Raw genomic sequence first — 13,653 nt, 5'->3', positions numbered from 1 at the left:
GACAGGCTCAGGATGACATCTTTTTTGATGTAGATTTGAGTCAAGTTGGTAAAGTTTAGAGCAAAAAAAAAAGACCATCATTTCTGATAGTCTTTTCTAAAAAAAGCTCCCCCTCTTGGGCTCGAACCAAGGACCCTCTGATTAACAGTCAGATGCTCTAACCAACTGAGCTAAGGAGGAAACTGTATATTTAATATGCGTAAGGAACGTTTTTAGGTGCTATTGTTAAGCTGTGTTAGCTTGTTCTTAGCGGATGCAAATATAAGATGTTTTTCGAATGTGGCAAACAAAAAATGAGATTTTTTTCAAATTTTTTACTTCCCAATAACAGCCTTGTAAATGTCGTTTCCGTTGGCAAATACTAATAGTGTGATAAGTAATACAAAACCAACCATTTGAGCATTCTCCAGGAATTTATCACTTGGTTTTTTACCTGAAACTATTTCGTATAATAAAAACATTACATGACCACCATCTAATGCCGGAATAGGCAATAAGTTCATTACCCCAAGCATAATTGATAATATAGCAGTAATGTTCCAGAATGCTTCCCAGCTCCAAGTATTTGGAAAAATATTATAAATAGCGGCAAATCCACCCACTTGTTTGTAGGCTTTTGTTTCAGGGTTAAAGATCATTTTCAATTGTCTTCCGTAATTTACTAATTTGTCTTTACCTTTTTGAAGCCCAACAGGAATAGATTCTGCAAAACTATATTCTTTAGTACTGATTTTATAGTATCCTAATTTTTCTAATGTTTTTAAATCTAAATCTCCTGGTTGCACACCTAATTTCCCTTCTGCAGAAACTTTAACTGTAATAGGTGTTTCTTTAAAATTGCGTAAAACAACAACGTTAATTGTTTTATTTTTATTCTTCTCTAAAATAGTTCTCGCCTGATCAAAATATTTTACTTTTTCTCCATTAATAGAAACAAATAAATCTTTTGTTTTCAAATTTTTGTTAGGAGATTCTTCTGTAATTGCTGCTACTACAAAAGGTACTCTGGGAAGAATAAGTGCACTTTTTTCGTATTTTGACAATTGATCAATAACATCAGTAGGGATTTTAACAGAAAGCTGTTTTCCGTTTCTTTCAATCAAAATTTCTTTTGACATGATAATATTCATTGGAATATCATTGTCAAAATTTTCAATTTTTTGACCATCAATTGAAATTATTTTGTCTCCCGTTTTAAATCCTGCTTTAAGCATTACAGGATTTTCAATCCAAATACCATCTTTCATGTCAGAATTAGCAATATAAGTATCGCCATAAACAAAAGCCATCCCAATGTAAATAATGAAAGCTAAGATAAAGTTCACTGTAACTCCGCCCAACATAATGATCAAACGTTGCCAAGCTGGTTTAGTTCTAAATTCCCAAGGTTGTGGTGGCAAGGCCATTTGCTCTTTGTCCATACTCTCGTCGATCATGCCCGAAATTTTCACATAACCGCCTAGGGGCAGCCAGCCAATTCCATATTCAGTTTCACCGATTTTCTTTTTTAGCAGCGAATATTTTACATCAAAAAACAAATAGAATTTTTCGACTCTGGTTTTGAATAATTTAGCAGGAATAAAATGTCCTAGTTCGTGCAGTATAATTAGTAATGATAAACTCAATAAAAATTGAGAAAGCTTGATAATTATTTCCATTTTTTAATTTTCTATTCTTTTATTTTCGGCTAAAGTAACATTTTCTGTTTTAGTTGCAAAGATTTACCATTAGCTTGGGTAATAAATGTTTGTTAATAATTTTCATTTTGCTTTGTGAAGTGTAACTTTACGTTTCTCTAAAAAATAAATACTATGGCATCTCCATTATTTTCTCCTATAAAAATTAAAGATTGTACCCTTAAAAACCGAATTGTGATTTCTCCAATGTGCCAATATTCGTCAGAAGGCGGTTTTGCTAACGATTGGCATTTGGTACATTTAGGAAGTCGCGCCAGCGGTGGAGCGGGATTGATTATTCAGGAAGCAACTGCGGTAGCTCCCGAAGGTAGAATTTCGCCTGAAGATTTAGGGATTTGGAAAGACGAACATATTGAAAAGCTGAAAGCCATCACTGCTTTTATCAAAAGTCAAAATGCTGTTCCCGGAATCCAGTTGGCGCATGCCGGACGAAAAGCGAGTGTTTCGTCGCCCTGGAAAGGCAATAAAAAACTGGATGCCTCACAAGGCGGATGGCAAACGGTAGCGCCATCAGCAATAGGCTATCATGACGATGAAAAACCAATGGCTTTAGACAAAAACGGAATCCAAAAATTAATTTCCGATTTTAAAGCAGCAACCAAGAGAGCGGTTCAGGCGGGTTATGAAGTGCTCGAAATTCATGCCGCTCATGGGTATTTGAATCATCAATTTTTATCGCCTTTATCGAATACCAGAACAGATGAATATGGCGGAAGTTTTGAAAACCGAATCCGTTTTACGATAGAAGTTCTTGAGGCAGTACAAACCGAATGGCCTGCGAATTTGCCTTTGTTTGTTCGAATTTCAGCTACAGACTGGGCTGAAGGTGGCTGGAATGTTGAAGAATCTATCGAATTTTCGAAAATTCTAAAGGAAAAAGGAGTCGATTTGATTGATGTTTCTTCAGGTGGATTGGTTTCGCACCAAAAAATTCCATTGGAGGCGGGTTACCAAGTCCCTTTTGCCGAAAAAATTAAAAAAGAAACAGGAATCTTAACGGGAGCCGTTGGTTTAATTACCGAAGCCAGCCATGCCGAAGAAATACTGACGAGCGAAAAAGCCGATTTGGTTTTGTTTGCCCGAGCATCATTGCGCGATCCTAATTTAGGATTAAATTTTGCGAAAGCATTAGCAACAGATGTCGCTTGGCCTTCACAATACGAAAGAGCAAAACCAAGATAATTTAATAGTAACAATGATAAATAAACCATTAAGAAATTAAGTTTCATTAGAGTCAAAGCTTAATTTACTTAATCTCTTAATGGTGAAGGAAAAATAATTTTTAATGTTTGACAAAAAATAAAAATATGAAAACAATAAAAGCAGCCTTACTTGCTTATGGAATGTCGGGGAAAGTATTCCAGGCACCCTTTTTAGAATTGCATCCCGGTTTTGAATTATTAGGTTCCTGGGAAAGAAGTAAAAAATTAATCCAGGAAGATTATCCTCAAGTGAAGAGTTACGCTTCTTTGGAGGAAATTTTAGCTAACGATACAATTGATTTAGTGGTTGTCAATACACCAATCGACACACATTTTGAATATGCCAAAAGAGTTTTGGAAGCCGGAAAACATGCCATTGTAGAAAAAGCATTTACCACCACCGTTGCCGAAGCCGAGGAATTAGCTGCTTTAGCGAAAGAAAAAGGACTGAAATTAGCTGTTTTCCAAAACAGGAGATGGGACAGCGATTTGAAAACGGTACGCCAAATTTTATCAGACGGTGCTTTGGGCGAAATTGTAGAAGCCGAATTCCATTTTGACCGTTACAATCCGCTTTTAAGTCCGAAACAACATAAGGAAACCGTGAATTCAGGTTCGGGAATTCTGAAAGATTTAGGACCACATTTAATTGATCAGGCCTTGTATTTGTTTGGTTTTCCAAAAGCTGTTTTTGCCGATATCAGAACTACGCGTGAGAATTCAGTGGTGGATGACTGGGTAGATGTTTTGTTGTATTATCCTGATTTCAGAGTGCGTTTGAAAGCGAGTTTCTTTGTACGCGAACCTAATCCGGCTTATGTGATTCATGGAAAAAAAGGTTCGTTTTTAAAACCACGCGGCGATGTACAGGAAGACGATTTGAAGGTAATGAAGAAACCCAATCTGGATTCCTGGGGAACGGAACCGCTGGAAAAAGAAGGTTTTTTACACACTGAAATTGGCGGCAAAATAATGCACGGAAAAATCCCAACGCTTCAGGGGAATTATTATGATTTTTTTGAAGGGGTTTACAATGCTATTGTCAATGATATAGCCGAGCCTGTAACCGCTGAAGACGGGGCAAAAGTGATGCAAATTATTGAAGCCGCTATTTTAAGTAATAAAGAGAAAAGAGTGGTCGATTTGTAGTTTTTTTGTGTATAATATTAACCGCAGATTCACAGATTAAATAAATCTGCGAATCTGCGGTTTTTGTTTTAATTAAATCTGTGCGAATCTGTCAAAATCCGTTTTATCTGTGTTCCATTATAAAGCCTTATTCTATAAACTTATAAACGATAACGATGTATTATTGGCTGCTTTAGCCAAATTAGCAGGCTGTCAGGATTGCTTTTTGTATTTTTGCAGCAGCAAACCCTAAAACACAAAGCCTTTGTTACGATTAAATTTTATAGGAAGCTTTAGAGCACAAGGAAAGATTAAGAAGAGTTTTAGAAATGCTAAACTTTCTTATTTAAACAGAGTGCGTATTGCTGTTTCGTCTTTTTATTTCGGAATGGGATTGTGTTTTGCAACCTGGGCGAGTAGAATTCCGGATATCAGAGTCGCACTGCAACTTAGTGATGCCGATTTGGGGTCTATTCTTTTTGCCTTGCCTGTGGGGCAGTTGACTATGATGGCATTTTCAGGAAAATTAGTTACTCGTTTTGGTAGTCATCGCCTAGTGGTATTGTCTTTGAGTATGTATGCTTTTTGTTTGACTAATTTAGGTTTGGCAACTACTGCCTGGCAATTGGCTTTAGGACTGTATGTGTTTGGGATATTTGGGAACATGAACAATATTGCCGTAAATACTCAGGGCGTTTATACCGAACAACTTTTTAAGCGAACTATTATGGCTTCTTTTCACGGTGTGTGGAGTTTTGCCGGTTTTACAGGAGCATTGGTTGGACTGGGAATGTTGGCTTTGAATTTAACTCCTTACCATCATTTTATTGTTGTGGGAATCATCACGGCATTACTTATTATTTTCAATTATAAATTTTTGGTCAAAGCCAAAGAAAAACGAAAAGCCCCGGAGAAGAAAAAACTATTTTCAAAACCTGATTCGGCTTTAATTTGGCTGGGAATAATTGGTTTTGGATCCATGGCCAGTGAAGGCATTATGTTCGATTGGAGCGGATTGTATTTTAAAGATATTGTTCAGGCGCCGGGACCATTAATTATTTTGGGTTATACCTCTTTTATGATTATGATGGCTACCGGACGTTTTCTGGGTGATGGAATGATTAATAAATTTGGTAGAAAAACAGTATTACAAACAGGAGGAATTTTAATCTCTACAGGACTTTTTACAGCGGTATTTTTGCCGTTTTTAATTCCTTCAACCATCGGTTTTATGTTGGTAGGACTTGGGGTTTCGACTATTGTGCCTACGCTTTACAGCATTGCCGGAAAACACCCAACCATTCCTCCCGGCGAAGCTTTGACAGCTGTATCCAGTGTTAGTTTTCTTGGGTTTTTGATGGGGCCGCCCGTAATTGGTTACATAGCCGAATTATTTGGACTCCGATTTTCATTTGCTTTTATCGGAGTATTTGGAATTCTAATTGCTTTATTAGTGCCAAGAATTAAAGTGATTCAGTAGTTTTTATTTTTTTGGTAATGTACTGAAAAATGCTTGGTGGTATTAATAATTTGCAGAGAGCTGTCTTACTTCTTTATTTTTTGTTATAATTGAAATTCGGGTTTCTTTTAAGCAGGCTCCTTTTTCATCTTTGCTTTCACAACGTACCAAAATTTCGTCAATAAGTTGGTTGTTTTTGTCTTTAACAACAATTCTGGAAAGTTCATTATTGCTGTAATAAAAATATTGGGTGTAAAAAGTTGAAAAATTATCTACAATCTTATCGATAGTTCCATCGGCATTGTAATGATAAATACTTTCGTTTTCCTTGTACTGTTTTCGGGTGTAGCAGCTAATGCGTTCGCGTTGCCCCGGTTTCCATCGTGTTTTACAATAATAGGTTTCCTTACCGGGATATAATTCTACAATAAACCATAATTTCTTTTTGGTTTCCTGTATTAGATTACCGTTGGCATCCATTGTTTTAGAATGTTTTACACGACCATTTGCGGTAAAAATCATTTCTTTTTTTTGCAAAAGGTGTTGCTCATTATCGACCACTTTATATGTTTCTTCGGTTGCCGATTTAATTCCTTCAGGCAGTAGTTGTGTCTTGATATACTTTTTTGTAGCGCAGGATTGCAGTGTCAGGATTAGGATAAAGTACAATAATGCTTTCATAACCACGTTGTTTAGCGGAATACTAAGTTACGGATTTTAAAAGTTTTAAATTTCAGTTCGTCAAAAAAACATATTGTTAAGTTTGAATTTATTTCACCTCAAAAACATTATTAGTCATTTTCACATCAGCCATTAAGCCGCTTGGGTCAATGGTGATTTTTTTGATAGTGCTTTTCGGTTTTTCAATACTAAATTTATATTTAGGATTTGCCCAAGCCCAGTCTCCTAAAACCGTTCTTTTGATGGCTGGATTAGGATTTCCTTTTTCAAAGTACATCATACGCAACGGAATGTAAAAACTTTCCACTGTTCCATCTACATATTCTACCTGCAAGTCGATAGGCATTGGCATTCTGCCTATTCGTTCTAAATTGACAACCGTATTTTTGTCGTTTTCTGTAACGGCTGTAATTCCGTAATCAATGGTATTAGTGGTTTGCGTCCAGTCGGTTAAATACCAGTCGAGTGCTGCCCCCGAAACTCTTTCGGCAGTGCGTTTAATATCATTAGGTGTAGGATGCTTGAATTTAAAATCCTGATAAAATCGTTTGATGGTTTCGGCTAATTTATCCGGACCTATTAAATAACCCAACTGCGACAGGAAAACACTTCCTTTGATATAAGACGAAATACTGTAAGGTCTGTTCTCATCATATCGGTCACTATGTGTGGTTTGTGGCTGTTCCTTGCCTGAGTTTACTAAATCAGTATAAAGAACATAATTTTGTTTAAAAGGATTTTGTACTTTTTTTGCCGTCATTTCATTAGTTACCAAATTCTGTACATAAGTGGTAAAACCCTCGTCCATCCAGGCGTGTTTGGATTCATTAGAGGCTAAAACATGCTGAAACCAGGAGTGTCCCAGTTCATGAGTGGCAGTTCCAAAAATCCCTTCCAGCGTTCCGTTTCCTAAAATCAAAGTACACATGGCATATTCCATTCCGCCATCGCCACCCTGAATAAAAGAGTATTGTTTGTATGGATAATTGCCAATGTGTTTATTGTACAAATCCATTACTTTAACCATCAAAGGCTGGACATTCTTCCAGTTTTCGATTATTTTAGGGTTGTTTTTATATAAAAAATGCAAATCGACATCATTTGGTCCTTTTACCACATCATGCAGGTATTCTTTATCGGCAGCCCAGGTGAAATCATGCACCATGGGAGCTACAAAATGCCAGCTTAGATTTTTAGTTTTCTTTGGATGTTTTACTTCAACTCCGGTTTCCTGATAACCATGACCTATTTCGTTAGGATTTTGCAAATAGCCTGTGCCTCCTAAAACATAGTTTTTGTCGATGGTAATTGTTACATCAAAGTTGCCCCAAACTCCGTAAAATTCTCTTGCGATATAAGGATCAGCATGCCAGCCTTCGAAATCAAATTCGGCTATTTTAGGATACCATTGCGACATGGAAAGGGCTACTCCTTCGGAATTATTCCTGCCTGAACGGCGAATTTGAACCGGAAGCTGTCCGTCAAAATCCAGTGTAAAAGTAGTTGTAGAATGAGGCAGAATTGGCTTTGCCAAAAAAACTTCTAAAATTGTTCCTGTTGTTTTTGTTTTGGCTGCAACACCATCCTGTTTGAAATTGCTAATGTTTAAATAACCAATTTCATCGGGTTTTAAATTTTTAATCCGACTTTGTTTTACTTCTGTGCCATCCACCTTGGTTTTTGTAACCATTCGGGCATCGGGATCTTTGATGTTTTGGGCTCTGAAGTCCATTTCGCTTCCCGGTTGAAAAGCATTGTTGTACAAATGATAATATACTTTTTTCAAAGTATCCTGAGAATTATTGGTATAAATTAATTCTTGTTTTCCTTTGTATTGAAAACGCTCCGTATCCATAAATACGTCCATTTTATAATCTGCTTTTTGTTGCCAATATGCGGTGTTTTGGGCAAAAAGAGAAAAGCTATTCCATACAATACAGACTGTTAAAAGAATCTTTTTCATTTGTATCTAATAAAAAAATGGAAGAATGTTGCCGTTCTTCCATTAGATTAATATTATTTTTTTGATATTGCATTAGCCATCAAAATGGCATTGTAGGCATTTACTATTTTTCCTGTTTTGGATAATTCATTAAACGGACGAATATCTTTGGCATTTCCTCCTACAACTACTTCTTTATTGATTGCCACTCCTGATTCCATCAAAATCTGTTTTACCTGAGCCGCTTTTAATTTAGGATAATACGAACGGATTAATGCTGCAACTCCGGCTACATTAGGCGCAGCCATTGATGTTCCTTTTAAAAATTTATATTCATTATCAGGGATAGAAGCATAAATTTTTACTCCCGGTGCAAAAACATCCACATTGATTTTTCCAATGTTCGAAAAACCGGCTACAATGTTAGATCCATATTCAAAATTCAAAGCACCTACAGTGATTAGATTATCGGAAAACTCGGTTTTTCTATCCTCAGAATCATTAGGGAAATTGTCAAAGTAATCAATGTTTTTAGCGTCATTTCCTGCGGCATGAACAATGAGTACATCTTTTTCGGCGGCGTATTTTATGGCGTCAAAAACCCAGTTTTTATGCGGAGAAAAGGCTTTCCCGAAACTTCCGTTGATTACTTTTGCACCATTATCTACAGCATAGCGAATGGCCAGGGCAATGTCTTTGTCGTATTCATCTCCATCAGGAACAGCGCGTGCGGTAAGAATGGCTACATTATCGGCAATTCCGTCTCCTCCTATATTGTTGTTTCTTACTTGAGCTACAATCCCGGCAACGTGAGTTCCATGAAGTGCTTCGTCCTTATCAGGGCCTATCACATTGTTGTTGCCATAAGCGGTATTGCTAATATCGTTAGGATTATCGCCAAGTACTTTTCGGTAATCCGGTTTTAGATTGTCACCGTTTATAATGGATTCGTTTTTCTCGATTTCTTTTATAAAGGTTTCTTCTAAACCTTTTATGCTCATGCCATAAGAAAACATTTGTTTCATGACCATTTTGCTTTTTTGAACCAATTCATCTTCCGATACTATTGCGTCTAAGTCTGCTGCTGTATAAACACTTTTAGCCAGTTGTTGACTAATAACTTTATCGGCTTCCTGCATGTCATTCAGCAACTTAGCATAGTGTTTTTTGTACAATGGAGCTTCGGCAACAACCTTGTCGTTAAATTTTTTGGCTGCCTGATAAGTGACTTCGTCAGCAATGCTTTTGTCTTTGACAATTCTTTCGTATTCTAAATTTTCCTTAGTAATATCGCCCAGAAAATTCCATCCGTGAATGTCATCAACATAGCCGTTTTTGTCGTCGTCAATACCATTTCCCGGAATCTCTTTTGGATTTGTCCAAATGATTGATTTTAAATCTTCGTGTTCAATATCTACTCCTGAATCGACAATACCAACAATGACTTTTTTGGCTTTTCTTTTTTGTAATAATTCAGCATAAGCCCTGTCCACACTCATACCCGGTACGGTATCTTTTATAATGTCATAATGATTCCAACGCTTTAATTCGGTTTCGGTTAAGGGTTTCTTTTTAGCAATATTCCCAATTTCGGTTATTGGGGTAAATGATTTGTAATTAGGTAGTTTTTGGGCTCCACATCCTGCTAAAACCAAGGCAGACAATAGAGAAAGAAAGATGGGTTTTATAGTATTCATACAATTTACATTTTTAGTCCATTTCAAATATAGATTAAAAATAATTTTTCTATTCGAAAAATACCGGGATTAACACTAGATTAAGATATAATTGTAGCTAGAAAACATATTTAGAAGTTTTGGTTTGAATGTATTTTGATAATTGAGCCTGGTTTTAGTTCATGCTGGGGTTTTCGGGGATTTTTATTTTGACTTTCATTTTTTTCAACACTAATAAATAAGCCGAAAGACAAGCCAAAATAACATACAAAGCAATCTCAAATTGAGCAAAAAACTGATTGCCATCATGCAAGGCATTAGCTATTATCAGTGCTGTTTTGCCTTCGTCAACCTGAATTCGGGCTAAAATTGCTAAACTGCCCAAGCTTTGTTCACTTAACAGGCTTATTTTTTGCCAGTTTTTATCTTTATTTTGGGTTTGTATAGCCATACATTGATTTTGAAAAATCCGGAATTGTTTTTTCTCGTCCGGAGTCAAAATTGTTTTCAGGTATTTTTTATCAATTTGGTGAATTGTGTTTAAATGGCTTAGGATAAATTGTTGTTTTTCAAAATCGATTATTTTCAGGCTGTTGGCAGTTTCTTTAATTTGATAAATAGTATGAGTGTATTGAAAAACATAGTGGCTAACCATTAAACGATCATTGTAAATTGCCTTAATTGTTTCATTGGTTTTTTTGGAATTCAAACCCATGAAATAATTGCTTATTAAAAGCAAAATGGTCACAAAAATCAGTACTGCCGCTGCTTTTGTATTTCTATTAATGCGATTGAGATCTTTCATGGATCATTTTAATTTAGTTACGAAAGATAAGTCTTTGTTTTTGATTTCGAAATGCTTAGCTGTAACTAGGCATAAAAAAACCACGCGATTTGCGTGGTTTTTGATAAGTATTTCTAAAAAATATTAGAATTTGTAACCTACAGAAGCCTGGATTCCAAAACGGTTGTTTCCGTTTGCACCATGTTGTAAATCCAAGAAATTATAAGTGTATCTTGCTTGGATAAAAGCACCCATGTTAAAATCATAAGCTAAACCTGTAGCAGCAGCAATATTGTATTTTCTAAAATTAGCTTCAGCATCTTCACCAGTTAATTTTGTTTTTACAATTACACTAGCCTGAGGTCCTAATTCTAAAGACAAACCTTTAACAAGGTAAAATTTAGCAATAACCGGTACAGCTATTTCGCTAATTTCTATTTCGTTGCCACTTGTGTTTCCGTTTCCGTCAAAACTGTATTTAGAGAATGAATACAAAGCTTCAGGCTGGATAGAAAACGCATCACAAAATTTGAATTCAGCAACTAAACCTGCATGGTATCCTACTTCCGGACGTAAATCATAAACTGATGCAGCACCTGTTGATAACCAATCGTAATTAGCTCCGGCTTTAACTCCTAATTTTACAGTTTCTTTAGTTTCTTGAGCATTAGTAAATGCAAATGCTAAAACGGCTACTACCGATAAAATAACTTTTTTCATGTTTATTTTTATTTTTTTTTGAGTGTGCAAATTTAGATAAAAACACTCGTAAACTCCAGTGTTTTCAAGGGTTTTAACATAGTTTCATAGCTTGCTGACTTGCAGTCTTTTATCCAAAAAAGAGTATACAAAATAGTTGAAAACTAAAAAAAACTGAAAATATTTTGCTTTTAAAAATGTCTTAAAAACAAAGTATTTCCTAAAGTTTAAGTTAAGTTTCTGAATCCAATAAAAAAAGTTATTATTTTAGCCTGTTGCCAAAATGTGTCCTAATTCATGAAAACCCGAAGACAAAAAATAATCTTAGTTGCCAAAATTCTTGTTGCTTTTCTATTCATTACAATTATTGGACTTTTTAGCTTCAGAGAAATGCTTTTGCAGCAAATTATCACTAAAACGGCAAACAAGATGGAAGTAGATTACAATAGCCATTTTGTCGTAAAAAAAGCTGCTTTCGAAGGACTTTCGGGCATCAATCTAACCGATATTACTTTAGTTCCAAAAAATGCTGACACCCTGTTCAATATCCAAAGAATGAGAACTTCGGTCAATATCTGGCGTTTATTTGTTGGCGACGTTCAATTAGGAACTTTAGAAATTAAAAACGGCTATGTTCAGCTAACAAAAAAAGGGAAAGTCAAAAATTTTGCCGCTTTTTTAAAAAGAAATAAAGACGAAGAACAAAGCAGCGATAAGAGAGATTATGCCGCTTTTGCCTACCGGATTATCTCGAAGGTACTCCATTTAATTCCGACTGATATGGAAGTCGAAAACCTGAAATTCAAACTCGATGATAACGGAAAAAGAGCCACAATTGACATCAAAAAATTAGTATTGGCAAATAAAGAACTCGAAACTTCGATTCATGTAAAAACCAATACTTTTGCCCAACGCTGGAAAATAAAAGGTTTTGCCGACCCTAGAAATAAAAAGGCTGACATTCGCTTTTTTAATATCGATACAGGAGCTATCAAAGTTCCTTATTTTGATGAACGTTACAATTTGATTTCCAGTTTTGATTCCATTCGACTCAATATTGAAAACATTGACAAAAGTGGCGGTGAATTGCATATTGACGGTTTTACTTCTATTGCCAATTTGAAAATCAATCATGCTAAAATTGCCCGAAAAGATGTACTGATTAAAAACGCCCGTTTTGATTACCGCCTGCTTTTAGGCTCTGATTTCGTTTCAGTTGACAGCAGCTCGACAGTACAATTTAACAAAATAAAATTGCACCCCTACCTGGCTTACGAAACCGAAGAAGATACCATTTATAGACTTAAAGTCAACATTCCAAAGATGAAAGCACAGGATTTTATCACTTCGCTTCCTGATGGATTGTTTACTAATTTTCAAGGTATGGAAGCTAAAGGAACTTTTGATTATAATTTGGATTTTAAATACAATAAAAACAAAGCAAACGATTTGGTTTTCAACAGTAATTTAAAGAAAGAAAATCTAAAGATTACCAAGTATGGCGAGGCAAATTTAACAAAACTCAATAGTGAGTTTATTTATCGTGCCATCATTAATGGCGTTATGCAGCGTCCGGTTTTAGTGGGTACGGCTAATGTGAATTATACTCCGCTGGATCAAATTTCGCCTTATTTGCAAAAATGTGTCCTGACCACCGAAGATCCTTCGTTCTTTTCGCATCATGGTTTTATTAACGAAGCTTTCAAACAGTCGATTGTTAAAAATATTAGAACCCGAAAATTTGCCCGGGGTGCCAGTACCATCAGTATGCAGTTAATCAAAAACGTTTTTTTGACCAGAGAAAAAACTTTATCCAGAAAACTGGAAGAAATTCTACTGGTTTATATATTAGAAAACAATCGGATTGTGAGCAAAGAACGCATGCTTGAAGTGTATTTTAATATCATCGAATGGGGACCAAATGTATATGGAATTGGTGAAGCGGCACAGTTTTATTTCCAGAAAACTCCAGCCGATTTGACTTTTAACGAATGCCTCTATCTTGCCCGAATTATTCCAAGTCCAAAAAAATTCATGTATCAGTTTAACGACGAAGGCAATCTAAGAGAATCGGCGGTAAAACAAGTTTCTTTTTTAACGGATTTGATGATTCGAAGAGGATTGTTGACTATCGACGACACTATTTTTAAAAGTCAGGCTACCATTTTAACAGGTCCCGCAAAATCATTACTCCGTATAAAAGTAAAAGATACAACAGCAGTGGATTCTTTAGCGGTAAAAGAGGAATTTGAATTTTAAAATTTAACCACAAAGCCCACTAAGAAGGCACGAAGGACACTAAGATTTTTTAATATAAATAATTAAAAAAAATTACCGCAGATTACAATCTATAATCTGCGAATCTGCGGTAATTTTTTTGAATTT

The 13,653-nt window shown here is 35.6% G+C and carries 10 protein-coding genes and 1 tRNA gene; 4 read left to right on the top strand and 7 right to left on the bottom strand.

Going from position 1 to position 13,653, the window contains the following annotated elements:
* Nucleotides 1-106: 106 nt before the first annotated feature.
* Both FDM27_RS04465 and rseP read right to left on the bottom strand, forming a co-directional pair.
* Nucleotides 107-180: transfer RNA gene (locus FDM27_RS04465), tRNA-Asn, on the bottom strand.
* Between the two features lie 134 nt (nt 181-314).
* On the bottom strand, nt 315-1,658 hold the full coding sequence (gene rseP, locus FDM27_RS04460; protein WP_140485357.1) for an RIP metalloprotease RseP: 1,344 nt from the start codon (nt 1,656-1,658) through the stop codon (nt 315-317).
* 153 nt (nt 1,659-1,811) lie between these two features.
* Here rseP and FDM27_RS04455 point away from each other — a divergent pair, with 153 nt between their 5' ends.
* From FDM27_RS04455 to FDM27_RS04445, 3 genes are all read left to right on the top strand, one after another.
* Nucleotides 1,812-2,879 (top strand): NADH:flavin oxidoreductase/NADH oxidase, encoded by a 1,068-nt coding sequence (locus tag FDM27_RS04455; RefSeq protein ID WP_140485356.1) that lies wholly within the window; start codon nt 1,812-1,814, stop codon nt 2,877-2,879.
* Nucleotides 2,880-3,004: 125 nt separating this feature from the next.
* Complete coding sequence (locus tag FDM27_RS04450) at nt 3,005-4,048, top strand: Gfo/Idh/MocA family oxidoreductase (RefSeq protein ID WP_140485355.1); 1,044 nt, start codon at nt 3,005-3,007, stop codon at nt 4,046-4,048.
* A 244-nt stretch (nt 4,049-4,292) separates the two neighbouring features.
* Entirely contained in the window at nt 4,293-5,507 is a 1,215-nt protein-coding gene (locus FDM27_RS04445) for an MFS transporter (protein WP_071184298.1), read from the top strand.
* Between the two features lie 42 nt (nt 5,508-5,549).
* Here the strand turns inward: FDM27_RS04445 and FDM27_RS04440 are convergent, their stop codons facing one another.
* The 5 genes from FDM27_RS04440 to FDM27_RS04420 form a co-directional block, all read right to left on the bottom strand.
* Complete coding sequence (locus tag FDM27_RS04440) at nt 5,550-6,167, bottom strand: hypothetical protein (protein WP_140485354.1); 618 nt, start codon at nt 6,165-6,167, stop codon at nt 5,550-5,552.
* Between the two features lie 88 nt (nt 6,168-6,255).
* Nucleotides 6,256-8,130 (bottom strand): M1 family metallopeptidase, encoded by a 1,875-nt coding sequence (locus FDM27_RS04435; protein ID WP_140485353.1) that lies wholly within the window; start codon nt 8,128-8,130, stop codon nt 6,256-6,258.
* 53 nt (nt 8,131-8,183) lie between these two features.
* Nucleotides 8,184-9,806: a S8 family peptidase gene (locus FDM27_RS04430; RefSeq protein WP_140485352.1), complete on the bottom strand. Its 1,623-nt coding sequence runs from the start codon at nt 9,804-9,806 to the stop codon at nt 8,184-8,186.
* A 154-nt stretch (nt 9,807-9,960) separates the two neighbouring features.
* Nucleotides 9,961-10,590 carry an MCP four helix bundle domain-containing protein gene (locus FDM27_RS04425; protein WP_140485351.1) on the bottom strand — a complete coding sequence of 210 codons (630 nt, stop codon included), beginning with the start codon at nt 10,588-10,590 and terminating at the stop codon, nt 9,961-9,963.
* A gap of 123 nt (nt 10,591-10,713) precedes the next feature.
* A complete protein-coding gene (locus tag FDM27_RS04420) occupies nt 10,714-11,289 on the bottom strand; it encodes a porin family protein (protein ID WP_071184293.1) in 576 nt (191 codons plus the stop codon).
* Between the two features lie 276 nt (nt 11,290-11,565).
* On the opposite strand from FDM27_RS04420, the gene FDM27_RS04415 reads away from it, so the two are divergent.
* Nucleotides 11,566-13,527 carry a transglycosylase domain-containing protein gene (locus FDM27_RS04415; protein WP_140485350.1) on the top strand — a complete coding sequence of 654 codons (1,962 nt, stop codon included), beginning with the start codon at nt 11,566-11,568 and terminating at the stop codon, nt 13,525-13,527.
* The last annotated feature ends 126 nt before the right edge of the window (nt 13,528-13,653 follow it).

Origin of the sequence: Flavobacterium sp. GSA192 (genome assembly GCF_006386525.1) — a bacterium.
GTDB classification, from domain to species: Bacteria; Bacteroidota; Bacteroidia; order Flavobacteriales; family Flavobacteriaceae; genus Flavobacterium; species Flavobacterium commune.
Note: the sequence above shows the minus strand (reverse complement) of the source record. Positions and strands in the feature narration are given on the sequence as shown.

What these genes read in the sequence shown, in the direction of transcription:
- FDM27_RS04455 (WP_140485356.1), top strand. Translation starts at nt 1,812, where the DNA reads ATGGCATCTCCATTATTTTCTCCTATAAAAATTAAAGATTGTACCCTT.
- FDM27_RS04430 (WP_140485352.1), bottom strand. Translation starts at nt 9,806, where the DNA reads ATGAATACTATAAAACCCATCTTTCTTTCTCTATTGTCTGCCTTGGTT.
- FDM27_RS04415 (WP_140485350.1), top strand. Translation starts at nt 11,566, where the DNA reads ATGAAAACCCGAAGACAAAAAATAATCTTAGTTGCCAAAATTCTTGTT.
- FDM27_RS04440 (WP_140485354.1), bottom strand. Translation starts at nt 6,167, where the DNA reads ATGAAAGCATTATTGTACTTTATCCTAATCCTGACACTGCAATCCTGC.
- rseP (WP_140485357.1), bottom strand. Translation starts at nt 1,658, where the DNA reads ATGGAAATAATTATCAAGCTTTCTCAATTTTTATTGAGTTTATCATTA.
- FDM27_RS04425 (WP_140485351.1), bottom strand. Translation starts at nt 10,590, where the DNA reads ATGAAAGATCTCAATCGCATTAATAGAAATACAAAAGCAGCGGCAGTA.
- FDM27_RS04450 (WP_140485355.1), top strand. Translation starts at nt 3,005, where the DNA reads ATGAAAACAATAAAAGCAGCCTTACTTGCTTATGGAATGTCGGGGAAA.
- FDM27_RS04435 (WP_140485353.1), bottom strand. Translation starts at nt 8,130, where the DNA reads ATGAAAAAGATTCTTTTAACAGTCTGTATTGTATGGAATAGCTTTTCT.
- FDM27_RS04420 (WP_071184293.1), bottom strand. Translation starts at nt 11,289, where the DNA reads ATGAAAAAAGTTATTTTATCGGTAGTAGCCGTTTTAGCATTTGCATTT.